Below are 25,419 nucleotides of genomic sequence, written 5' to 3'. Positions count from 1 at the left end.
GACGTTCAGGAGGGATTAATGCCTTGGTGGCGGAATTGGTAGACGCGCTGGTCTCAAACACCTGTGAGGTTACACTCGTGCCGGTTCGACTCCGGCCCAAGGTACAAACAAAGTATAAAAGCCCTTGTAAGTTAATAACTTGCAAGGGCTTTTTTGTTTTTAGGGGACGGTACAGGGGACGGAAAAACAGTTTAATATTAAAAATTGTTACTTTATCTAGCCAAGCAGAATATATACATAATATTTCGCTTGGCTAGATAAAGTAATAACATGAATGAAGATAAGCTATTTGGGTAGACATTACTGTGGGCAGTAACTTATAAATTCAATAAATCGTCTATACTCGATTTCTTTCTTTTGACTGCCAAATCCCACTCTACTATCTTGTCATTGATTTTATTTTTGATAGTTTCTATTTTTAATAGAATTCCATTGGAGATAAGAACTTTTATCACTTCTTCATCATTTACGATAGAGCTGAATCCAAACCCTGGCTTTTTGCTTTCAATTCCCTTATTTCTTTCCGTTAAGATTTCTAGCAATCTTTTATTGCATCCAGTTGTTTCTGGGAAGAGCCATATTTCGTTATATTCATACACTTCGCAAAACTCAAGTATGGCGTTTTGAAAATTTGAATGGCGGAATATCCTTAAATTTCCTTGCTTTTTCTTGTCAAAATCAGACTCTAAAATTGTAGGGCTTACTATCTTAAAGTAAGCAATTAAGAGCTCTACATCTGTTTTATGCTCAAGTTGCTTGTAGATTCTCTTTAACTGCGGTATCAGGAAATGTGATATAAACACAGTTTCATCCATTTCAAAACACAGACTCCAGAAGTTGAAACTGTAATCTGTACTTGATTCTTCTAATACAGTTGATAGGTTTTTGTACGCTTTATGTTTTTTATCTGTTGGGAGATTATTGATGAAAAGAGCAGTGAAATACTCTTGCATTGAGCGATGAGGAAAAAAATACTCGAAACCATCAAGAATTATTATAGAAATTGAAGTTCTTAAATCATAAATCAAATCTTCAACTACATAATTGTATTCAGTTGATGACTTTACTTTATCTAAAACATCAGTAAGATACTCATTGGTAAATGAGTACTGACCTTCTATAATAGTTAGATATGAAAAGATGGATAGTATATCTTCGAAATCATCTCTTTGTAGTTTTGTTATTTTTTCTCTTGGAAAACTATTCTTTGTAATACCATCATGCCGTGAGTATAAAGTATCAAATACGTTTCTGTAAAATGCACTTTTCCTTTTGGGAATTTCAGGATGGTTCTCAAAGGCCATGATGAACATGGATAATAGCAGTGGATTTCTCAAAAACTCATAATAGTTTTGATTTTTTGGGTCAAGTACAATTTTCTTTATTCTATCTTTCCGTTCTCCTTCATCTACGATTTTCGATATGAACCCTGTTACATCTTTGTCATCTAGAGAGCGAACTTTGAAATCATAAAATCTAGGAAAATTCTCTATGCCACTTCCTGGTCTTGTTGTTATTAGAAACTTATTGTTTGAATATGCATCTACAAACAGTTCTATTTGACGATTAATTTCTTGTTTTTTATCTGAAAAAATCTCGTCATAACCATCTAACAAAAATAAAAACTTGCCACTTTCCAGTGTTCTTTTGAAAATTGTGTCGCTTGGTTTAACCTTGGACTTCAATATCTTTTCAGAAATTAATTTTTCAAAATCACCTTGATACTCATTTAGGTTTCTGAGTTCAATAAGAATAGGAATTCTATTCTTATCATAAATTGTTTGCAAGAAGATGTGTTTTGTTAGGGTAGTTTTACCACTTCCTGCTGAACCAATAATTGTTATATTACTATATTCTTCAAATAAGTCCTCTAATTCGTGAAAATCCGTTGTCAACTTCTTGTAGGTAGCTTTAATCGGATAATAAATATCTTTGAACTTTACTTTTTCATTTCTATGTAAAAAGGTATTTGTTAAATAATATTTACCTGTCTGTGAATGCAAATAGTCGGTTAGACCTATTTCAAAAAAATTATTCCATTCATTATTAATAGCTTTAAACCCATCTACTAGTGGTTTGATTAAACTTGTTACTTCAAAATTCGGAGTTATACTCATGTCTAGCTTTTATTTTCGCATTATCATTGATTCAATTAAGCTATTCAGCTTAAGGAAACTGTTAGTTATAATGATTAGATTCTCTGTTTTCAAAGAGTTCATTTTTTGTAAAAAACAATATGCATTTTACATCTCTTCTAGTCAGAATAGAGAGTGTTGATAAAGGTCTCAAATATAAGGGGAATAATATACTAACTATTTTTATATTGGAAGTAAATAAATGAAAAAACCAGTGTTACCCGGTTCTTTCATTTAAAACTCTTCTAGATTAAATATGGCTGAGTATTCATTACAATTAAGGTATAAGAGGAAGTAGTCTATTGAATCTAATATTCCTGATTCCCTCCAACAAATCTGTTCTTTCTCTACTAACTCCTCCGATAAAAACGCATCTCTTTTCACCTCATATCCCATCACCCCAAAGTATAAAATTCATACTTCTACCCTTCCCGTTACCGCATAAAAAAACCGGGAATAATCCCGGTTCTTTTAAACACACACCTATAAAACAAACAATCCATTAATTAGTAGTACACTACCATTTTCTAATTTTTACCTGTAAGCTTCGTTCTGCTCCAGGTTTTTGTTGGCATCAATATCAAAAGCCGGTATCGGGAAAACCTGGCGGCCAGGGTTTTGAAGGCTAATCGTAGGGCCATTTCTGCGGACCAGGTTAGTAAGTTTGGTTAACGCCTGTCCGGTTCGTACAAGGTCGAAGAAGCTGTGGCCCTCATACGCAAGCTCAAAGCTGCGCTCTTTCCAGATAAGCTGTAACAACTCATTCTTGCCAGGCAGGGTAGTAATCGCTTCTATACCGGCACGCACTCTTATCGTGTTCAGGTCTTCGAGCGCACCGCTCAGGTCATTTGTCAGCGCTTTCGCTTCGGCACGGTTCAGGTATATTTCCCCTAACCGGATAATCTGGATGTTATCAATATTACCTGCCCTGCTATACTTTAAAGGATAATACACATTGGATGTAGCGTTAAGCGCAAACATTTTACCGCGCTCATCATTCGGGTTAGCAGAAATTTCCTGGTAAAAAGGCGTATGCGCTGCCACATCTCCCCTGCCACCACTCGTAGACGGAAAATACCAGTTACGAATACCACTCTGGTCTACATTGTTAAAATCGAGCTCCAATATGGCTTCTGATGTAAAATCGTTTGCGAAAATACTGCTGTAACTTCCAACAAGTTTATACTTGTTATCTACAATAACCTCATCGGCATACTTTATAACTTCGGCAGGTTTATTTGTAAATAAGTATAACCTGGATAACAGTGCTCTGGCCGACCCTTTTACACCCTGAGATATGGTAGCAGATCCTGATTTCTGTGTTTCCGGCATCAGGCGCAAGCCCTCTAATATATCAGTTTCTGCCTGCGCATAAGTGGCATCTAATGTAGCTCTCGCTGGGAAAAAAGATTCATTTACGACCTTGGAAGGTTGTAACACAAGCGGAACACCCAGTGTACCAACCACACCCGGTACGCCGCCATATACTTTAGCCAGGTCAAAGTATACCAGTCCTCTTATAAAATGTGCCTGCCCTACAATATTATCTTTATCCGCCTGATTTATACTGGCAATGGCCGGTACTTTTTCGATGATATGGTTCGCAATATTGATGGCCTGGTATGCCCGCAACCATAAGTTACCATTCTCGATATTACCCTTGTCAATCACATACGTATCCATTTCGCGGTAAAAATCCCAGGTGCCAACGCTTTGCGCCTGGTCCGAAGATATATCAGACATAATCTGGATGTTACGCCCGTAATAATCGCCTGACTGCAACTGGTTAAACATACCGGCAAGTGCTGCCTGTGCACCTTTAATATCTGTTATGGCTATTTCTTCCTTCACTTCAGTTTGAGGTTCCTGGTCAAGGACTAAATCACAACTGGTTGCAAAAAGCAGCGAGCCGGCCAGCAACGTATACGCTAACCCTTTTTTAACCTGCAAGGCATCCAGGACACGACGCAGTGATAACCTGTTCTTTACTGCTGCGGGCTTATATATATGTTTTTTCATGATATTCAGCATTTAAAATTAGAACGTAACATTAAAACCACCCATAAACACTCTCGGCTGCGGCACGCTGTAAAACTCGATGCCTTGTGTTAAAGCGTTAGAAGCGGTAGCTGTAATTTCCGGATCAAGACCTGAGTAATCCGTGAAGGTCAGCACATTCTGGCCGGACAAATAAACCCTAACTGACGAAAGCCCTACTTTGCTGATGATAGAAGAAGGAAGTGTGTAGCCTAAGGTAATATTCTTTAACCTGGCATAAGAGCCATCTTCCAGGAAGCGGGATGGGCGCAGGTTGGCGGCATAGTTAGCCTGGCTCATTCTAGGGATCATGGTGTTATCACCTGGTTTCTGCCATCTGTCCAGCTGGCTGCCCATAAATCCGAAGTTACGAGTGCCACCGTGCTCTCCGAAAAAGCGGTTCCAGTTTAGCTGCTCGTTTCCGTAAGAATACTGGAAGAAGAACGAAAGGTCGAAGTTCTTATAGTTGATCGTGTTGGTTAAACCTCCAAAGAAATCCGGATTGGCATCGCCTACAATTTTACGGTCTACGTTCGGGTCAAATGTATCGTCTCCGTTCACATCCGCAAAGATCGGAGCACCTGTTTGCGGGTCTACACCAGTCTGCTCATGGAAGTAGAAAGAGTACATCGGGTAACCTTCTTCGTACCTGAAAATATCGCGGTTGTACACGTTGAATGGCGCGGCAAGCTTGGTCATTTTGTTTCGGTTGCCGGCAATATTAAAGTTGATATTCCAGTTGAAATCCTCTTTCTGGATAGCTGCTACATTAATACCCAGCTCTACCCCTTTATTTTGCAGTTCGCCAAAGTTCTGCACCTGCGAGCTGAAACCAGAGGTCTTCGGAAGCGGAACTGCTAACAAAAGGTCAGTTGTATTCTTCGTATAATAATCTGCTGTGATGCTTAACCTATCCTTGAACAAGCCTACATCTACCCCTACGTTAAACTGGGCCGTTGTTTCCCATTTCAGATCTGGATTTGCCAATTGAAACGGGCTTATGCCTGGCAGGTCAGCGTACGACGTAGCAGACCAGGTACCCAACGACTGGAAGTTAGCGATACCACTCTGGTTACCGGTTAAGCCGTAGCTGGCACGTACTTTCAGACTGTTAACTCTTGATTCCATTCCTTTAAAGAAAGGTTCTTCTGAAACAACCCAACCTAAGGCCAGCGAAGGGAAAGTGCCCCATCGGTTATCTTCACTGAAGCGTGAGGAAGCATCTCTGCGGACATTGACAGTGGCTACATAACGGTCTTTGTAGTCATAATTTATACGTGTAAACAATGACGCAATACCCCAGCTTGTGGCTTCAGCGCTTGCATTCTGCACCGCAGCCGAAATTACTTTCTTAAAATCGTTGCTAGGGAATTGGGTACCAGTAGCGATCGTTCTGTCAAAAACAGATTCCTGCAGGGTAGTACCAACCAGTACGTTAAAATCATGGCTTTCATTTCCGAACTGGTAGCTTAGCACGTTTTCCTGGATCCAGTTATTATCTGTCGCTGATATGGATTGGCCGTACCCATTGGTGCCGACACCATTATTCAGAAATGAATTATCATACAGGTTTTCGCGGAGGTTCGTAAAGTCGATGCTAAAACTGGAGCGTAAACGCAGGCCCTGTAAAATTTCATACTCTCCATAAACGCTTCCTAAAAAGCGGTCTGTATTCATCTTATGGTAGCCTTGCTCAACAGCGGCAAGCGGGTTCTCGAAAATACTGAACTTGGTATAAGACCCATCCGGGTTATAGTAAGGCAGGTTGGTCGGGATAGAGAACGCACCCGGAACAGCTCCGAAAATAGAGTCATCGTTACGCAGGCGGTTACGTTTTGTATTCGCATACAACATACTGGTCCCAACTTTTAACTTATCAACCGGGAAAAAATCGAGGTTGATACGTGCCGTCTTCCTGTTAAAGTCGATAGCTTTCAGGATACCTTCCTGATCGAAGTTATTGGCAGAAACGAGGTACTGTATGTTTTCATTGCCGCCGCTTACACCTATGTCATAATTCTGGATGATACCTGTCCGGAAAATAGCATCCGACCAATCAGTATTAATTGCCGCTGCCGGGTTGGCATACGGCAATTTAAAAGGCTCGCCTTTGGGGTTAAGCGCGGTTATACTTCCGTAAGAATCTATCCAGTTATTGGTTGCTGCTTCGTTCTGCAGTAATTCGTTGGTAGGACCATCTACTACATCGGGCAGCCTGGCCGCTTCCTGTGTTCCGTAATAATAACCAAAGTTGATCTTGGCCTTTCTGTTGCCACCCCGCTTGGTTGTGATCAGTACGACACCGTTCGCAGCCCGCGCACCGTAAATAGCGGTAGCCGAGGCATCTTTCAGAATTTCCATCGACTCGATATCGGCCGGGTTAATGTCTGCAATCGGGCTGGTTGTACCGCCCCCAACGCCTACGCCGGATAAGTTATTTGCCTGGATCGGAATACCATCCACTACATACAAAGGGTCGCTGGAGCCGTTAATGGAAGATGTACCCCGGATACGCACGCTAACCCCACCACCCGGCGTACCTGAGTTGGAGCTTACCTGCACACCCGAAGCCCTGCCTTGCAGCAGCTGATCGGTGCCGGCAGTAGGCAGGTTCTCAATCGCTTTTGCGCTAACTGAAGTCTGCGCACTGGTCAGGGTTTTTCTGTCCTGTTCGCCGTAGCCCGTTATAACCACTTCCTGCAGCGTTTTTGTGTCCAGCACCATGCGTGCATTAATCACGGTCTGGTTTCCGATGGGCAGTTCCAATGGCTGATAACCGATATACTTAAACATCAGTGTTCCTCCTTCTGCAGGCACGTTCAGTTGAAAGTCACCATCTACGCCAGTTGTTATACCGGTAGTAGTACCTTTCAGGATAACACTTACGCCTACGAGGGCCGAATTGTCCTCGCTGCCTGTTACCTTACCGGAGATAGTGCGCCCCTGCGCCATCACATTGGCTAAAGTGGAGCAGCAGAGGAAAAAGAGTAGTAAAGTGTGCTTCATAAAACAACATGTTGTAAGGTTAAAAGAAGATTTTGACGAAATCTAAAAGGCAAAGACTGGTTTCTGTTAATTGGACTTTTCAGACCCAACTGCTTATGCACTTAAAAAATCAGATCCTAAAAAAACGGCCGGTAAGCAATGCTTATAAACTGCCAGACAGAAGTATGACACACGAACACATTGCCATAAAAAACCGCTAAAACACAAAAAACGCTATCAACAAAGGTTGGGCACACCTTCTCTGTTATTAAATAAATACAATATTTATTTAATAAGCACTACACTGATTCAGCTTCAAAAATATATAAACAGGCAAGCAAATATGTAAGCCAGGCGTATGGGTAATCTTATTCTAAGCTGTATGTATACTTTATATATAAGTGCAAAAACACGCTACTTATCTTTATCATTCACAAATAAAAAGTATAAAACATTTGCCTTCATACTTTCATCCAGTGACACGAAACTTGGCAGCAACTTACTATCAGTCAGTTAAAACTTAAAATCGATTCTGGCGTGATTTGCACCAGGGGCATCACTATCCAATAATCGTCGGGCTCCTTTTACTTTTTAAAACGGCTTTACGAACTGGCTGAACTTCTCAACCGGAAGCCAGCATTTAATCTATACTTTTAAACAAGAGAACTCAATCAAAGGTCAGACATCGATTATCCATCCGCTATGATTGAATAATTATAAAAAATAAATAACCTACTTCCTACTCCCGGATAATATTGGTTTATACATAGATAATTATTTATAAACTCCAATTAATTCTGAAAAAATATTTATAGAGGCATTTGCATTTACTATATATAATTAGTAAATCAGATTAAAATTTTTTAATTATTCAACGAAACTCTTCGCTTTTATACTTTCAAAGAGTAAGGAATAGCAATCAAAATTCTTCACCTTTTTAACGAACACTTCATGATGAAAAATTTACCAGGCACTCTGAAGCCAACATTTATGCTAGGCTTAGGGCTCGCACTCTTACTGGCAGGCCCGCCTAGTGAAGCACAGCAAAAAGCTAAAAGCAAAAAGGCTGAACATGCTTATTCACCTGAACTGTATAATGGCCTAAACTGGCGATCTATTGGTCCGTTCAGGGGCGGGCGCGCTGGTAGTGCGACAGGTGTACCCGGTAAACCCAACCTCTATTATATGGGTGCGACCGGCGGCGGCGTCTGGCGCACAACAGATGGCGGCGCTACCTGGGAGAATATCTCGGATGGCTATTTCGGCGGTTCGATCGGAGCCATTGCCGTAAGCGAATCAGACCCTAATATTATATATGTAGGCGAAGGCGAGCAAACCCTGCGCGGCAACGTATCTTCTGGCTTCGGAATCTGGAAATCAGTGGATGCCGGTAAAACCTGGCAACACGTTGGTCTGAAAGATTCCAAACACATTGGCCGCATCCGCATCGACTCCAAAAACCCGGACATTGTATATGTTGCCGCCATCGGTGATATTTATAAATCAGGGGAAGAGCGCGGTGTATTTAAAAGTACAGACGGCGGTAAAACGTGGAAACGCACCTTATTTGCCAACAAAGATGCCGGCGCGGTTGATCTGATCATCGACCCATCCAATTCACGTGTTTTATTTGCCAGCACCTGGAATGCACGACGCACGCCTTATAGTTTCTCTTCGGGTGGCCCGGGTTCCGGCCTCTGGAAAAGTACGGATGGCGGCGATAACTGGAAAGAAATATCACGCAACGAAGGCTTGCCAAAAGGCACGCTGGGTATTATCGGTGTAACAGTTTCGCCTGTTAATTCTGAGCGTGTTTTTGCGATGGTGGAAGCAGAAGACGGCGGCTTGTTCCGGTCTGATAACGGTGGCGTAAGCTGGCAGAAAATAAACGACGACCGCAACCTGCGCCAGCGCGCCTGGTACTATACCCGTATTTATGCCGATCCGAAAAACGAAGACCAGGTATACGTGATGAACGTAGCCTACCACCGCAGCAAGGATGGCGGCAAAACATTCGAAACCTTTAACGCTCCGCACGGCGACCACCACGACCTCTGGATTGCACCCGAAGACCCGAACCGCATGGTAATTGCCGATGATGGTGGTGCCCAGGTAAGTACGGACGGCGGCATGAACTGGAGCACCTACATGAACCAGCCAACTGCCCAGTTTTACCGCGTTGTAACAGATAACCATTTCCCGTACCGTATTTACGGCGCGCAGCAGGATAACACCACAGTAAGAATAGCGCACCGTACCGACGGCAGAAGTATAGGCGAACGCGACTGGGAAGTAACAGCAGGTTCCGAGAGTGCGCACATAGCTGTTAGCCCTGAAGACCCGGACCTGGTATTTGGTGGCAACTATGGCGGCTTCCTGGAAAGTGTGAATCACAAAACCGGACAGCAACGCACCGTAAACGTATGGCCTGATAACCCGATGGGTGCCGGTGCCGAAAGCATGAAGTATAGATTCCAGTGGAACTTCCCGATCATGTATTCCCCGCACGATCCGAAGAAGCTGTACACAACATCTAACCACGTTCACTTTACAACCAACAACGGCCACTCCTGGCAAACCATCAGCCCGGACCTGACCCGCAACGATAAGTCTAAATTAGGCTCTTCAGGTGGACCGATCACACAGGATAACACCAGTGTGGAATATTACGGAACAATCTTCGCCATCAACGAGTCTCCTGCGGAAGCTGGCGTTATCTGGACCGGATCTGATGACGGTTTAATCCACGTAACCCGCGATGGCGGCAAGAACTGGACAAACGTAACGCCGAAGAAGATGCCGGAATGGATGATGATCAACAGCATCGACGCGCACCCAAGTATAAAAGGCACGGCGTATGTGGCGGCAACCATGTATAAATCCGGTGATTTCAGGCCATACTTATACAAGACAACCGACTATGGCAAAACCTGGGATAAAATAACAGACGGCATTCCGGAGAACCATTTTACCCGCGTCGTGCGTGTAGACCCTAAGCGTAACGGCCTGCTGTATGCAGGTACCGAGTATGGCATGTATGTATCGTTTAACGATGGCAAAAACTGGCAACCGTTCCAGATGAACCTGCCGATTACGCCTATCACAGACCTGACCATTAAAAACGATAACCTGATCGCAGCCACGCAGGGCCGTAGCTTCTGGATTATTGATGACCTGACTCCGCTGCACCAGTTAAACAAAGCTGCCGCCGAAAGTAAATTCCATTTGTACAAGCCAATGGATTCGTACAAAATGGGCGCACCAAGCGGATGGGGCGGACCTAACATGAAACTGGAAGGCCAGAACCATCCGGGTGGCGTGATGGTGCATTACTACATGCAGCAAAAGCCAGACACTACCACCAATGTTACGCTCGAGATCATGGACCAGAGCGGTAAACTGATCCGCAGCTACGCCAGCAACTCAAAAGACAGAAAAACAAAGCTGGATGTAAAAAAAGGAATGAACCGTTTTGTGTGGGATATGTACTATCCGGAAGCAAGCACGTTTGATGGCCTGATTATGTGGGGTGGAAACACGAGAGGCCCGCGAGCTTTACCTGGTAATTACAAAGCGAAACTGACCGTTGGCAAAGACAGCCAGGAAACCAGTTTCGCTATCCTGAAAGATCCTCGCTCCTCTTCTACGCCGGAAGATCTGCAGGCACAGTTCACCTTCCTGATGGAGACGCGCGATAAACTAACCGAAACGCACGATGCTATCAAGGAAATCCGTACCATCCGCAGCCAGATCAACACGTTGAAAAGCAACCTGAAAGGCCAGGATAACCACAAGGATGTTATAGAAACGGCTAATGCAATTGATAAAAAGATCACTTCGATTGAGGAAGCCTTATATCAGACCAAGAACCGCAGTGGCCAGGATCCGCTTAACTTCCCGATCCGCTTGAACAACAAACTGGCTAACCTGGCCTCGCAGGTAAGCGCCGGCGACTACAGACCAACCACACAATCAGTGGAGTTCAAGAACGAAGTAACCGGTAAAATTGATGAGCAGCTGAACTTGTTAAAGCAAGTTAAAGCCCAGGATGTACCGCAGTTGAACAAGAAAGTAAAAGAGAAGGGCATTGACGCCATTACTTTAAAAGAGTCAAAACCCCAATCAAATGCTACTTCCTCTGTAAACTAACTTTAAACCACAGCCTGTTATACTTTTTAAGTATAACAGGCTTTTTTCTTTTTTGCTCCTCTTCCCTGAAAACATACTTTACAAAGTATACATCTCTGCTTTCCAGCAGCTGATAACTGTTTCATTGTTGCCTACTTCTCCCAACGTCTTACGATTTAATAATCCTTCATCATATGAAAAGACCTTTATACTTTCTGTTATTCGCCCTGTCAGTTTCGGGTGGCGCTGTGGCTCAGAAGAGAAATACAGGAAAACAAGCTGTTGCCAAATCAGAGCAGGTAAACAGCCCGGACAAGTATTTAAGCCCGGTAAAGTGGCGTAATGTAGGGCCATCCAGAGGCGGGCGATCTGTAACGGCCACCGGTGTGGTAGGCAATCCGCTTATCTATTACATGGGTACAGTGGGCGGCGGTGTCTGGAAAACAGAAGATGCCGGCCAAAGCTGGTTCAATATTTCGGATTCATACTTTAAAACCAGTTCGGTTGGCGCAGTAGCCGTCTCAGAATCTGACCCCAATATGGTGTACGTAGGCATGGGCGAACATGCGCCGCGCGGCGTGATGACCTCGCATGGCGATGGCGTGTACAAATCTACGGATGCAGGCAAAACCTGGAACAAACTTGGCCTGGATATGACGCGCCACATTGCGGGCATCAACATACATCCCCAGAACCCGGACATTGTATACGTAGCTGCCCAGGGTGCCTTGCACGGGCCCTCCAAAGAGCGCGGCGTTTACAAATCTACGGACGGCGGTAAAACCTGGAAAAATACGCTGTATGTAGATGAGAATACCGGCTGCGCGGATATTAAAATGGATATGAACAACCCGCGCATTCTGTATGCCAGTATGTGGGACCACCGCCGCACGCCGTGGCAGGTGATCAGTGGCGGCAAAGGAAGCGGTTTATACAAATCCACGGATGGTGGCGAGACCTGGAAAAAGCTGGAGAAAGGCTTGCCGAAAGAACTCGGTAAAATTGGTGTTTCCGTATCAAGGGCCAACTCAAACAAAGTATACGCTGTTATCGAAAGTGATACATACAAAGAGCAGGGCGGTCTTTTTGTAAGCGAAGACGGCGGCGAAAAATGGAACCGCGTCAGTAAAGACCACCGGCTCACGCAACGCGCCTGGTATTACATCGAGGTTTTCGCTGATCCGCAAAACGAAAACACCGTGTACGTACTCAATGCGCCCGGCTTAAAATCGACAGACGGTGGTAAAACATGGAAGGAGATTTCGGGTACGCACGGCGATTACCACGAGCTGTGGATTAACCCGAAAAACAGCGAAAACATGGTGGTGGCGAATGATGGTGGCGCAGCGATCAGCTTTAATGGCAGCTCCTCCTGGACCACCCAGAACAACCAGCCTACCGCGCAATTCTATCGTGTAAATGCCGATAACCTGTTCCCTTATAATTTGTACGCTGGTCAGCAGGATAATACAACCGTACGGATTGCCAGCAGAAACACGGGCGGCAGAAGTATAGATGAACGTAACTGGGGCGAAACTGCAGGCGGCGAAAGTGCATTCCTGGCTTTTAATCCGGATGATCCGCGCATTGTAGTGGGTGGCAGCTACCAGGGCAACATCGATATGCACGATACGCAAACCAACCTGCGCAAGTCTATCATGGTATCGCCGGTTTTATACCTGGGCATGACGCCTAAGAATATGAAGTACCGCTTCAACTGGAATGCCCCGATCATCTATTCCGCCCACGAACCTAATACCTTTTACCACGGTGGCAACGTCGTTTTCAAGACCAACGATCTTGGCAAAACCTGGGCCGTACTTTCAAAAGACCTCACCCGCCAGGATTCATCTAAAATGGTGATCAGTGGTGCACCTTTCACAAACGAAGGAGCCGGTGGCGAAAACTATGGCACCATTGCCTATATGATAGAATCTACACTTGAAAAAGGTGTTTTGTGGACCGGTAGCGATGATGGCCTGGTTCACATTACACGCGACGGCGGCAAAACCTGGACCAATGTTACACCAAAAGGTATGGAAGAAACGCTGGTGAACAGCATCGAGGTTTCGCCGCACGATAAGGCTACTGCGTACATTGCCACCACCCGTTATAAATTCAACGACTTCAGGCCATCCATTTACAAAACAACCGACTATGGCAAATCCTGGAAAAAAATAACAAATGGTATTCCGGCTGATGCCTTTACAAGAGTAGTGCGCGAAGATACGCAGCGCAAAGATTTGCTTTATGCGGGCACCGAAACGGGCTTGTACATCTCTTATAACGGTGGTAAGGACTGGACCAATTTCCAGTTGAACCTGCCGATCACGCCAATCGCGGATTTAAAAGTACACCAGGGTGACCTGATTGCAGCCACCCAGGGCCGCTCTTTCTGGATTCTGGATGACTTGAATATGGTGCGTGGTTACAACGAAAAGCTCAATCCTAAAGACCTGGTGTTGTTCCAGCCGGAAGATGGCTACCGTGTTTCAGGAGGCAGTGCACTGGATAGAATAGAAGATCCGGAAGATAAAAAACCGGACCAGCCCGGCACCAATCCATCCACGGGTATTGTCCTGTATTACCAGTTGCCGGCCGGTACACCAAAAGATAGCTTGGTAACGCTGGAAATACTGGACCAGAAAGGAAATGTAATCCGGAAGTATAGCAGCAAGCCAGACCCAAAATTCACAGCTTATCCTGGCAGCCCCTCTCCTGACCCGGTCCTGAGCACCAGAGCCGGCCTGAACCGCTTTGTGTGGGATATGCGCTATGCTACGTTACCGGGCGTTCCGACGGCCTTTATGCCAAACAGTTACAACGGCCATAAAGCAGCACCGGGCACCTACCAGGCACGTCTGAAAGCTGGAAATACGGAAAAACTGGTTTCGTTTAAAACACTAGCCGACCCACGTTTAAAAGCAACCCCTGCAGATTTTGCAGAGCAGGAAAAAGTGCTGATCGCGCTCGAAGATGGTGTGCGCGATATTCATAATTCTGTATTGCACATGCGCAAAGTAAAAGACCAGGTAAGTGCCCTTGTGGAGCTGATTGAAGAAGATAAAACAAAGGCTAGCTTAACAATAGCCGGTAAAGATCTGATCAAAAAGCTAACTGCCTGGGAAGAGGAACTGGTACAAAACAGATCGAAATCAAATAACGATTTCCTGAACTTCGAAAGTAAACTGAGTGCCCACTTCCTGTACCTGAAAGATGATTTGGACACTGATATTCCTTACGTTACCAGATCGCAGCAGGAAAGATTAGCGGAGTTAACAGCAGCATGGCAAAAGTCCAAAGCAAAAATGACCAACCTGATCAACAACGATATTGCCCGCTACAACCAACTGGCAAAGCAGGCTAACATCGAGAAGATCTCTGTTATGATGCAGGCAAACCCGACAGCTGCTGTAAAATAACAGGGTAGTTTATCCTGAATGATTAATTAGTATAAGTAACTTAAAACAAGAAGCCCTGTAAGATTTTTCTTACAGGGCTTCTTTATAAAAAGGAAGTGAGGCAAAATTATATATTAAAGCCACAGCAAGTATAACAGTGCTTACTTTACCAATTGCGCCGAAATGGAGTCGATCAGTTCTTCGGTCCATTGTTCAGCAATTTCTTCGTACTCATACTTTTCCCAGCGTTGCTGGTATACCTTTTCGAGCCACGGCGAATTTTTATCGGGCCCTACGGTGTAGCTGCTGTACTCCAGTTTAAAGAGCATATTTTTAGTTACATCAAAAGGTTCAGCGCCCGGTTTATTAAAGCTTTCCAGCTTCAGGCGCAGCCCAACCTGTTGTACGTTTCCTTTTTCTATACTTATCTCATCGTCTAAATCCGAGGCAGGGTCTTTGGTCCAGGTATCCACTACTTGCTCCAGCACAAAATTCTCGAACATCGGGATAACAGGTTGTATATGCTGGTGTACAGTTTGTGCCAGCGCCGGGAGTATCTGGTTAATGAGGTGCTGTATACTTTGCTTGTCTCGGGTGTTGCGTGTCTCCATAAACCGGATCGAAATAAATGTAAAAAATAAGCTTAATGCAGATGCTGCCAACAGGTATAGTATAAAACTATTTTATATAGACAACTGCCTTTGCCAATTGCCTGCTGCAATTTCAATGCCTAAAGTCAGCTCTCCGGAAAAAAGTAAGCAGCCATCTAAAAGTAGGGATTTATACTTCAGCTAAATCATAGCTGAATCAATTTAAAAGCATTTTTGTAAAATTTTAATTGTATATTGTAAAAAATAAGGAACAAATACCCCTACACATATGTAGTAGGTGTATAATAAACAAAACAACATGAATAACGGAACAGTAAAATTCTTTAACGACCTGAAAGGGTTCGGTTTTATCAAAGAAACAAATTCAGATCAGGAATATTTCGTACACGCTTCTGGCCTAGTAGACGAGATCAGAGAAAACGACGAAGTAACGTTTGATTTGCAGGAAGGCAAAAAAGGACTAAACGCCGTTAATGTAAAGCGCTCTTAGTTTTAATATACCAGCATACTAAAAAAGCCTTACTTTTTGTAAGGCTTTTTTAGTTGTGTATAGCCCATCCTGAAAGGGCTCCAAGTATAAATTTTAAATTAACCAGTACAGCAGCAATAAGATGAACAGAAAATACATAGTAGATACCACCACACACGAATATTTATGTATCGCGCTTAAAAAAGGAATGGATTGGGAGCCTAACAACCAGGATTCGCTGCAAACTTTTATGGGATCACGCGAAAACGAAAAACAGCCAGGCTTTGAGTTACTGACAGGTGAGTTTAACGATAACGCTTTTTTTGAAAAGTGGATCCGCAACGGCACTAACATCCTGTTCCGTTACTAAGCGCCAGAACCTGTTTTGACTGCGCCCTTAACCGGCAACTACCAAAATAACCAAGCCCGAACGCTGCTTACCGCTACCATTTCCGAAATTTGCTCAGGTTTACTTTTATAAAGTATAAAACCTCTGGCCAGGCAGCAGCAAGTAAAGTATAAAGCGTCATATTTTCACCGTTCGACCGCTCTAAAATGGCTCAGCCAGAAAAAGGAAGTATACAGCAAATTACAAAACTTATTGAGTTGAATGATGAGCTGGAAAACTATTTTACAAATACTATTATTCCACAGCTTTTTGTTGATGCTGACCTGATTCTCCGCAAGTTTACTCCTCCGGCCATGAAGCAGTTCAGCTTCTCGCCATCGGATGTGGGCAAACACATGGCCGAGATGGTTGATCACATCCGCTACTCCACCATTCTCGAGAATATAAAGGAAGTAATAAAAGCAGGCGAGATCTTCGAAAAAGAAATCCAGACAGATGATAAAAGGTGGTTTCAAATGAACATCATTCCTTATATCATCAAAAAGGAAAACCGCACCAACGGCGTTATCATCACCTTTATCGATATTTCGGGCCGCATGAAAAACCTGCGGGAACTGGAAAAACTAAATGCCTCGCACGAAACATTTATTTATTCGGTTTCCCATGACCTGAAAGCCCCCCTCGCCAACATCGAAGGCCTGGTGACTTTGCTGGTAAAAACAGCAGAAGACCTTACAGAAAAGCATGGCGTTTACGATGATGAACACAAGGAAATTGCCGCGATGCTGGGCGATTCCGTAAAATCGATGCGGAAAATAATTGATGAACTCTCGGATATAGCCAAGATAGAAGGCAATTATAAAGATGTGCAGGAGGTAGTTGTTTTCGAGAACATCTTTAAAGAAGTTGAGATGACCGTAAAGGATAAGATCAACCAATCCAAAGCTGTTATCGATATAAGTATTGGCGTACCTGAAATTAAGTTCTCGCGCAAAAACCTGCGAAGTATACTTTATAACCTGCTCATCAACGCCATCAATTATAAATCACCTGACCGCGCACCGGAAATCTTTATCAAAACCGAGCATAAGAAAGGCTACGTGCTGATCTCTGTAAAAGATAACGGCATAGGCATCGCACCCGAAAAGAAAGAAGCGATCTTTACGCCCTACACCCGCTACAAAAAAGAGGTGGAAGGCACCGGCATCGGTTTATACCTGGTAAAGAAGATTATCGAGAATGCGGGCGGCAAAATAAAAGTAACCAGCAAACCAGGCAAAGGCTCTGAGTTCCAGGTATACCTGAGAACCAAAACAGTTAAAGCCAAACAAACGACATAAGCCTGTTCCGGGCTTCTTTTAAACCCTTGCAGATCGTATTTGCAGGGGTTTTGTTTTTTATACTTCAGACATACTTGTTTTATAGTATAAGTCAGCAACTTTATACCTTACCAGCAAGGTACCAAAATCCGGTTTACCTATTTTTTAGTATCTTGGGCTACCAATTACATAAAGCGGTATCTTTTTAATTATTTAACCCTATTTATGAAAGATCAGATGATAAAAGCCGGCAAAAAATCAGGTATCCTGATGGTACTGGCTTTGGCAAGCTGTACTTCGGTGCAGCCCACACAAACTCCTACCCAGACAGAAACTGCCATGCAGACAGAAAAAAAGATAGATAACCTGTTGCTGGCTGAGTGGACCGGCCCATACGGAGGCGTTCCTGCTTTCGATAAAATGAACCTCGCCGACCTGAAACCAGCGATGGAAAAAGGGATGGCCATGAACCTGGCCGAGATTGAAGCAATTGCCAACAACCCGGCTCCTGCTACATTCGAAAACACGATAGAGGCGATGGAAAAAGCAGGCGAAGAACTGGGCAGAGCGTTTACTTACTACGGTATATGGGGCAGCAACATGTCTACACCTGAGTTCAGAGCAATTCAGGCAGAGATGGCACCTAAGATATCTGAGTTCTCTTCTAAAATAAACCAGAACGAAAAGTTATTCCAGCGCATCAAAACCGTTTACGAAAACTCCCAGAAAAACCCGTTGCCAGCCGATCAGCAACGCGTGGTGCAACTGGTATACGAAGGCTTTGCCATGGAAGGCGCTGATCTGGATGCTGCTGCCAAACAACGCTATGCCGCTATCAACAAAGAGCTTTCGTCGCTGTACACTGCCTTCGGTAACAACACCTTAGCAGATGAAGAAAAATATGTAACCTACCTGACCAAAGACCAGCTGAGCGGTTTGCCGGAGTCTTTTGTAAAAGCGGCCGCCAAAGCTGCTGCAGACCGTGGCCAGGAAGGCAAGTACGCCGTAACCAACACGCGCTCCAGCATGGACCAGTTCCTGATCTATTCGGATGAGCGTGCGCTGCGTGAGAAAGTATGGAAAACCTATTACTCGCGCGGCGATAACGGCGATGAGCATGATAATAATGCCAACATTGCCAAAATACTGCAGCTGCGCAACGAGCGCGTGAAGCTGATGGGCTATAAAAACTATGCGGAATGGCGTTTGCAAAACCGTATGGCTAAAACCCCGGAAGCTGCCATGGAGCTGATGATGGCCGTTTGGCCCGCCGCTACGGCCCGCGTAAAAGAGGAAGTAGCCGATATGCAGAAAATTGCGAACGCTACCAGTAAAACCAAGATCACGATCGAACCCTGGGATTACCGCTATTATGCCGAGAAAGTACGCAAGCAAAAGTATGATCTCAACTCTGATGAAGTAAAACAGTACCTGGAACTGGGCAACCTGACACAGGCCATGTTCTATACAGCAGGCGAGTTGTTCAACTTTAAATTCACGCCGGTTGCCGAAGGTACGGTTCCGGTTTACCAGGAGGATGTGAAAGTATGGGAAGTAACTGATAAAACAACCGGCGAGCACATCGGGCTTTGGTATTTGGATCCGTTTGCACGCCAGGGCAAGCGCTCCGGCGCATGGGCAAATGCCTATCGCAGCCATACCACATTTGATGGGAAGAAAACCGTGCTGGCCTCAAACAACTCAAACTTCGTGAAGCCTGCTCCGGGCGAGCCTGTTCTGGTTTCCTGGGATGATGCAACCACGTTTTTCCATGAGTTTGGCCACGCGCTGCACTTCCTGTCGTCTAACGTAAAGTACCCAACCCTGAACGGTGGCGTAAGAGATTACACCGAGTTCCAGAGCCAGTTACTGGAGCGCTGGTTATCGACTGATAAAGTGATCAACCAGTTCCTGAAGCACCACAAAACAGGCGAAGTTATGCCGGCTGCACTGGTTGCCAAGATCAACAAAGCGGCTACGTTTAACCAGGGCTTCGAAACAACAGAATACCTGGCTTCTGCCCTGATGGATATGAAATTCCATTTAGCTGACCCAACGAACATGGATGCTGATAAGTTTGAAAGAGAAACACTGGCAGCCATGAAGATGCCAAAAGAAGTGGTGATGCGCCATCGTTCGCCGCACTTCGGGCACGTGTTCTCAGGCGAAGGTTATGCTACCGCTTATTACGGTTACATGTGGGCCGATGTGCTTACTTCGGATGCATCTGAAGCGTTTGAAGCAGCGCCGGGCGGTTACTACGATAAAGAAGTGGCAGCCCGCCTGGTAAAATACCTGTTTGCGCCACGCAACTCCATGGACCCAGCCGAAGCTTACAGACTGTTCCGTGGCCGCGACGCCAAAATAGATGCGCTGATGCGTGATCGTGGTTTCGCTGCTCCTAAACCGGCTTCAAAAAAATAAAAAAGCTGGTTTAAAGTATAAAAGCCCTTGCAGCTAATGTTGCAAGGGCTTTTTCTTTTTGTACAAGGTATGAATTTATAGTTTGAGCTGACTTTATACTTCACGAACACCTACCTGCAAGTATAGCTTATACCTACAGCTTCCTGAAAGTATAAACGGGAGCTTACCCCATATAAGTCGTTACTAAGTCTATAAGCGATTCTTTGGTAAGTGGCTTGTTCAGGAAAACCTGGACACCGGCCTTTTGTACCCGCTCCAGGTCCTTGGGGTTAAGTGAAGTACTCAGCACCGCAATCAGGGTATCTTCTTTGCCAGGGCAATCCATATCCTGAAAAGCGTTCAGAAAACCGAAACCATCCAACACAGGCATGTTTATATCCAGCAGAATAAGATCCGGGATAAGGCTTTTGTTTGAGGCACAATCTTCCAGCAGCTTCAGAGCGTCTTTGCCGTTTTTAGCCACTAAAAGCTCATTAGTTATACTTAACCTGTTAATCAGTAATTTATTGATGAAGTTTGTTGCATCATCATCATCTATAAGTAAAATAGATGCTATTTTTCTCATGTCGCTCCTTCTGATTGTTCTCTCTTGCACTTGCAACTAGTTATCTTTTAAAGTATATCCGGAACGTGGTACCGTGGCCCAGTTCGCTTTCTACTTCAATTTTACCGCCTGCGTTCTCCACAATCCTTTTTACAATATACAAACCGATCCCAGACCCTTCTACGTGATCGTGCAGGCGTTTGAACATCGAAAATATTTTATTTTTATCAGCCATGTCAATACCGAGTCCATTATCGGCTACTGTTAAAACTACAAAGCCAGGCCTGGTCTCGGTTTTTACGGTAATTTCAGGTTGTCGGTCCGGCGATTTATACTTTAACGCATTGCTGATCAGGTTATAAACAATACTTCTGCTGTTTTTTGCTGAAAACTGAATCGCAACGCCCGGCTCCATGTCTAAATGGATAACGGCATTTGATGTGTTAGCAATGGTTTCGAAATCTAGTATTACTTCGTTTACCACATCAGCCAGGTTAATAGCAGCTACATCTTCGCCTGCTTCGCGTTGTATCTTGGCCACTTCGGTCAGGTCGGTAACAGCGCGCTTAAAACGATCGACAGACGAATGGATCAGTTCTAATAGCTTTTGTACCACCTCCTGCTCTAATGTTGAGGCCGGCAGGTATTCTACCAACTCTCTCATCAGCCCTTCGATGTTCGAAATAGGCGCTTTCAGGTCGTGGGAGGCAGAGTAAACGAAATTATCAAGGTCGGCGTTGGTCGCCAGCAACTCGGTATTCATTTTTTCGATTTTGTGGCGGGTAGTTACCTGTTCCGTTACATTAATGGCGATGGCAATTACCCCGGAAATCACCCCTTCTGCATCGCGGAGCGGATGGTAAACAATGTTAAAATACATTTGCTGCAGCACGCCTTCATGCTCGAGCGTAACGGGCAGCTCGTTATTGATATACGGTTTACCTGATGCCAGCACGCCATCCAGTAATTCTTTTATACCCTGGTCCCGCAATTCGGGCAAAGCATCCATTACCGGTTTTCGGAGTACATCTTCGGACTGGCGACCCCATAGCCTGCAAATATTGGGGTTTGCCAGTTCAATAATGTGCAAAGGCCCCCTCATAATCCCGATCGCAACGGGTGCCTGCAGAAACAGCTCTGTCAGGAACATTTGCTGACGGGCTATTTCCTGTTTATCCTGTGCGTTTGTAATGGCGGTAGCTACCTGGCCTACCAGCAGAGAATAAAAGTTTAAATAATCAGTATTATATTCCTGATTTGCATTTAAGCCTGCAATAAAAAAGCCGATCACCTGGTTCTGGCCTGGCCTCAGAATGGGAAGTATTACTGCCTGCTCCACAGTTTCATTGTTCTCGTCGTGTTCTGAAACAGAAGTATAGCGGGTATGCATGGATTCGAGCAGGATAGGCTGGCGTTCTATGAAAACCTTATTCAGTTGCCACATATCCTCTGCTACGGAACTGCCGATGTCTATTTTAAGGGCATTGGCTGGTGGCAACTTTGTACCCGTCTGGCCCATCAGCCTGGCTTCTGTCCCATCGCTGTTAAGCAGATAGATCAAACCAAAAGGAATATCCGCCTGGTTATCACGTAAAACGATGCAGGCGGTTTCGCAGGCTTGTTCCTGCGTCTTTACCTGCGCCATGGTATCCGAAATATCCTTCATGGTTTTTAACCTGCGCTGGGTAACTACCGATTTGGTTACCTCGAAGCAGGCACAGAAAACACCCTCAATTTTTCCGGCATCGTTGTAAGCCGGGCTGTACGAAAAAGTCCAGTAGGTTTCTTCCAGAAAGCCTTTTCGCTGCAAAACAAGGCGTAATGCCTCTTCATATACAGTCTGGCCATTTTTGATTACTTTTTCCACCAGCAAGCCCAGTTCGTTCCATACTTCGGCCCACATCTCGTTTGCCTTCGCACCGAGTGCTTTCGGGTGCTTTTTGCCAAGCGCAGGCAGATAGGCATCGTTGTGGAACATGTACAAATCCTCAGACCACCAGAAAAACATAGGAAAACCTGAGTTTAACAGGAGCCTGATATTAATTTTAAGACTTTGCGGCCAGTTATCAGGAGAACCTAACGGATGAGCATCCCAATCATAAGCACGCATCCTCGCTCCCATTTCACCTCCGCCATCCAAAATACTATACACAGTATCAGAGGAGGGCCTCGCTGCTGCCAAATTTGAATTACTCATAAAGCCTGTGGCTGTTTTTTATAATTGAGGTGAATTTAACCTGCTGTTTCAGGTGTAGAATTGTAACGATAAACCAGCACAAAAGATACTGCCGTAATACGTCCACTAATTTAAAGATAATTTATGCAGGAATTATCCGGAGACTTTTAAACAAGCTGTGCTCTTGAGCAAACTATACCTACTTTTAAGCGTCGCTGACAAAAGTATTAACGGCTTTAGGTTATCCAAGTAATGTATAACGCACAGTTTGCACATCAAGTATAGCACTGATAATTAAGTTATTACTCTTAAAACACAGTTTGATATAATTTCATAACCAGAAAAAGTGCCTGCGTTTTGATACCTACAGGCTGCGTGGTAACTTTACAAAACCTGTAAGCTTGCTTTATTTCATTACTTACCCTATTTACCGCCTCCATTTATGAGCTTAACCATAGTTTCCAAAAGCTTTGAAGAACTCTCGAACCACGAACTTTACGATATTTTAAGACTACGGAGCGAAGTTTTTGTGGTAGAGCAAACCTGTGTTTTCCTGGATCTGGATAACAAAGACCAGCAATGCTACCACATCGCCTTTTACCAAAACAACGGGATTGTCGCAACTGCCCGCTTGGTGCCGCCAGGTTTGGCCTATGAGCAGATGTCCATCGGGCGTATTATCAGCAGCGGTGCGGTGCGTGGCACAGGTATAGGCAAGCAATTAGTAGCCTTTGCAATAACCGAATGTTACCGCATTTTCGGGGAAGGCCCGATCAAGATTGGTGCGCAGCTGTATGCTAAGAAATTTTACGAGCAGTTCGGGTTTGAGCAGTGCAGCGAAGTATACGATGAAGACGGCATCGATCACATCTCGATGTTAAAAGCTTAACCATGGAAGCCAACAGACCCGACCCGGAAATACTGAAAAGCCTAGTTACCATGAAAATGCCTTTTGGCAAGTATAAAGATACGGTGCTTTGCAATCTGCCGGTTTCGTACCTGGAGTGGTTTAGTCAGAAGGGTTTTCCGGCCGGCAAGCTTGGGATGCAACTGGCCACCATCTACGAAATAAAGATCAACGGGCTCGAACAACTGCTTACGCCGCTTAAACGAAGTATAAACCGGTAATCTATATTTGGGGCGCAACGAACTATTTTTAAAGTATAAACCGGCGCTTAAGTTTTCCGGATGCTGATGGTTTTGATCTGGTGGCTGGCGTCTTTTTCCAGTATCAGGTTGGCGCGGTAACGGGTCGGCAGTATATTTTTTTCGAGATTGGGCTTGTTGATCTCAGTCCAGATCTTGACCGCGAACGCAACTGTTTCATCTTCTGACATGGCCGCATACCGATGGAAGTATGACAGCGGGTCCTGAAACGCCGTCTGGCGCAACGACTCGAACCGCTCGATGTACCATTGCTGCAAATGGCGCTCGTCGGCGTGTACGTAGATCGAAAAATCAAAGAAATCAGAAACGAAAATGGCCGGGTCCTTCTGGCCCTGCGTTGGCCGCACCTGCAATACATTTACGCCTTCCACTATTACAATATCCGGCGATTCGAGGGTTTGCCCCTGGCCAGGCAGCACATCATACTCTAGATGCGAATAGGTAGGCACTACAATTTTTTTCTTCCCGGATTTGAGATCGGCCAGGAAACGGATCAGGCTCCTGATATCATAACTTTCCGGAAAGCCTTTGCGGTTCATGGCGTTATTGGTCTGCAACACTTTGTTCGGAAACAGGAAACCATCTGTTGTAACCAGCTCTACTTTAGGCGCACCCGGCAGCTCCGATAAAAGCTTTTGCAAGACGCGCGCAGTGGTGCTTTTGCCGGCGGCCACGCTTCCTGCAATGCCAATAACGTAGGGCATTTTGCGCACCCTGCTATCCAGGAACCGGCTCGATTCTTCGTGCAGCTTGCGGGCATTGGCAATGTAGATATCCAGAAAGTGAGAAAGCGGCAGGTATACTTCCTGTATCTCCTGCAGGGTAAGGGGCTCGTTTAGTGCGTGGCTTTCCCAGATATCCTGCTTTAGGGCTGGCACTTCCCAACTTTCTCCGTATGCCGCCCAAGCTTCCCGCGTAAGGGTTATGTAAGGCGAATACTTCTTTCCGTGTCCGGTCAAGTTTGTCATATAAGCGGCAAAACTAATTAAATTACTGCCATCCTGTACATCCCAGCTTCTGTAAGTTTAAAAAATGTACTTTAAACAGAAGCCAGAGCAAGTATAAAAAGTGGCATTACAGCTGACAGAGCAGCTAAAACCACCCTATTTATACTTTAACCGTAGATAACCCCGGAGCATGCCCCGATGTTTATACTTTTTATACTTTGTTTTTATGGAGAAAGCACCCTATACCGTACCGGCCTTAACACAGATCGGGCACGTGCATTTAAAAGTAGCCGATCTTAACCGTGCCCTTGCCTTTTACTGCGACCTGCTGGGTTTCGAACTGACCACCATGTATGGCACCGATGCCGCTTTTATTTCGGCGGGAGGCTACCACCACCACATCGGCCTGAATACCTGGTACAGCAAAGGTGCACAGCCGGCATCGGTCCGTAGCGCAGGGCTTTTCCATACTGCTATACTTTACCCCACCCGCAAAGACCTGGCAGTTATTTTTAAGCGCCTTGTTGATGCAAAATATCCGTTGGATGGCGCCTCAGACCACGGCGTTTCAGAGGCGCTTTACCTATCCGACCCTGATCAGAATGGCGTAGAATTATACTGGGACAGGCAGAAAGAAGCATGGCCACAAAAACCGGATGGCTCCCTGGAAATGTATACCCGCCCCCTGGACCTGCAAAGCCTGCTGGACGAACTGAAATGAAAGTAT

Annotated in this window: 16 protein-coding genes and 1 tRNA gene; 10 read left to right on the top strand and 7 right to left on the bottom strand. The window is 44.9% G+C overall.

Features of this window, described 5'->3' with window-relative positions; translation table 11 throughout:
* Nucleotides 1-20 precede the first annotated feature (20 nt).
* Nucleotides 21-104: transfer RNA gene (locus tag DP923_RS12235), tRNA-Leu, on the top strand.
* 213 nt (nt 105-317) lie between these two features.
* Here DP923_RS12235 and DP923_RS12230 read toward each other — a convergent pair.
* From DP923_RS12230 to DP923_RS12220, 3 genes are all read right to left on the bottom strand, one after another.
* Complete coding sequence (locus tag DP923_RS12230; protein WP_112306130.1) at nt 318-2,117, bottom strand: NACHT domain-containing protein; 1,800 nt, start codon at nt 2,115-2,117, stop codon at nt 318-320.
* A 552-nt stretch (nt 2,118-2,669) separates the two neighbouring features.
* Nucleotides 2,670-4,154, bottom strand: coding sequence for a RagB/SusD family nutrient uptake outer membrane protein (locus tag DP923_RS12225; RefSeq protein WP_112306264.1), 1,485 nt, complete (start codon nt 4,152-4,154; stop codon nt 2,670-2,672).
* Between the two features lie 18 nt (nt 4,155-4,172).
* Nucleotides 4,173-7,178: a SusC/RagA family TonB-linked outer membrane protein gene (locus tag DP923_RS12220; RefSeq protein WP_112306129.1), complete on the bottom strand. Its 3,006-nt coding sequence runs from the start codon at nt 7,176-7,178 to the stop codon at nt 4,173-4,175.
* Between the two features lie 930 nt (nt 7,179-8,108).
* Here DP923_RS12220 and DP923_RS12215 point away from each other — a divergent pair.
* Together DP923_RS12215 and DP923_RS12210 are read left to right on the top strand one after the other, a co-directional pair.
* Entirely contained in the window at nt 8,109-11,306 is a 3,198-nt protein-coding gene (locus DP923_RS12215; RefSeq protein ID WP_394341177.1) for a VPS10 domain-containing protein, read from the top strand.
* 173 nt (nt 11,307-11,479) lie between these two features.
* Nucleotides 11,480-14,707, top strand: coding sequence for a VPS10 domain-containing protein (locus DP923_RS12210; protein ID WP_112306128.1), 3,228 nt, complete (start codon nt 11,480-11,482; stop codon nt 14,705-14,707).
* Between the two features lie 140 nt (nt 14,708-14,847).
* On the opposite strand, the gene DP923_RS12205 is transcribed toward DP923_RS12210, so the two are convergent.
* Nucleotides 14,848-15,348, bottom strand: coding sequence for a hypothetical protein (locus tag DP923_RS12205; protein WP_239021021.1), 501 nt, complete (start codon nt 15,346-15,348; stop codon nt 14,848-14,850).
* A gap of 247 nt (nt 15,349-15,595) precedes the next feature.
* Between DP923_RS12205 and DP923_RS12200 the strand changes: the two genes are divergently transcribed.
* The 4 genes from DP923_RS12200 (at nt 15,596) to DP923_RS12185 (ending at nt 19,858) form a co-directional block, all read left to right on the top strand.
* Nucleotides 15,596-15,787, top strand: a complete 192-nt coding sequence (locus DP923_RS12200; RefSeq protein ID WP_112306127.1) for a cold-shock protein — start codon at nt 15,596-15,598, stop codon at nt 15,785-15,787.
* Between the two features lie 121 nt (nt 15,788-15,908).
* Nucleotides 15,909-16,136, top strand: a complete 228-nt coding sequence (locus DP923_RS12195) for a hypothetical protein (RefSeq protein ID WP_112306126.1) — start codon at nt 15,909-15,911, stop codon at nt 16,134-16,136.
* 185 nt (nt 16,137-16,321) lie between these two features.
* Nucleotides 16,322-17,455 carry a sensor histidine kinase gene (locus tag DP923_RS12190; protein WP_112306125.1) on the top strand — a complete coding sequence of 378 codons (1,134 nt, stop codon included), beginning with the start codon at nt 16,322-16,324 and terminating at the stop codon, nt 17,453-17,455.
* 204 nt (nt 17,456-17,659) lie between these two features.
* Nucleotides 17,660-19,858 carry a M3 family metallopeptidase gene (locus tag DP923_RS12185; RefSeq protein WP_112306124.1) on the top strand — a complete coding sequence of 733 codons (2,199 nt, stop codon included), beginning with the start codon at nt 17,660-17,662 and terminating at the stop codon, nt 19,856-19,858.
* A 163-nt stretch (nt 19,859-20,021) separates the two neighbouring features.
* Here the strand turns inward: DP923_RS12185 and DP923_RS12180 are convergent, their stop codons facing one another.
* Nucleotides 20,022-20,423, bottom strand: coding sequence for a response regulator (locus DP923_RS12180; RefSeq protein WP_125047721.1), 402 nt, complete (start codon nt 20,421-20,423; stop codon nt 20,022-20,024).
* Nucleotides 20,424-20,463: 40 nt separating this feature from the next.
* Nucleotides 20,464-22,554 carry a PAS domain-containing sensor histidine kinase gene (locus DP923_RS12175; protein ID WP_239021020.1) on the bottom strand — a complete coding sequence of 697 codons (2,091 nt, stop codon included), beginning with the start codon at nt 22,552-22,554 and terminating at the stop codon, nt 20,464-20,466.
* A 466-nt stretch (nt 22,555-23,020) separates the two neighbouring features.
* Between DP923_RS12175 and DP923_RS12170 the strand changes: the two genes are divergently transcribed.
* Nucleotides 23,021-23,467, top strand: coding sequence for a GNAT family N-acetyltransferase (locus tag DP923_RS12170; RefSeq protein ID WP_112306122.1), 447 nt, complete (start codon nt 23,021-23,023; stop codon nt 23,465-23,467).
* Between the two features lie 2 nt (nt 23,468-23,469).
* Complete coding sequence (locus DP923_RS12165) at nt 23,470-23,706, top strand: DUF3820 family protein (protein WP_112306121.1); 237 nt, start codon at nt 23,470-23,472, stop codon at nt 23,704-23,706.
* Between the two features lie 47 nt (nt 23,707-23,753).
* On the opposite strand, the gene coaA is transcribed toward DP923_RS12165, so the two are convergent.
* Nucleotides 23,754-24,713: a type I pantothenate kinase gene (gene coaA / locus DP923_RS12160; RefSeq protein ID WP_112306120.1), complete on the bottom strand. Its 960-nt coding sequence runs from the start codon at nt 24,711-24,713 to the stop codon at nt 23,754-23,756.
* 205 nt (nt 24,714-24,918) lie between these two features.
* Here coaA and DP923_RS12155 point away from each other — a divergent pair, with 205 nt between their 5' ends.
* Complete coding sequence (locus DP923_RS12155; RefSeq protein ID WP_112306119.1) at nt 24,919-25,413, top strand: VOC family protein; 495 nt, start codon at nt 24,919-24,921, stop codon at nt 25,411-25,413.
* The last annotated feature ends 6 nt before the right edge of the window (nt 25,414-25,419 follow it).

Source organism: Pontibacter arcticus, from assembly GCF_003284895.1.
Classification (GTDB): domain Bacteria; phylum Bacteroidota; class Bacteroidia; order Cytophagales; family Hymenobacteraceae; genus Pontibacter; species Pontibacter arcticus.
The sequence above is the reverse complement of the archived record's forward strand: the minus strand, read 5'-3'. Positions and strand labels throughout refer to the sequence as shown.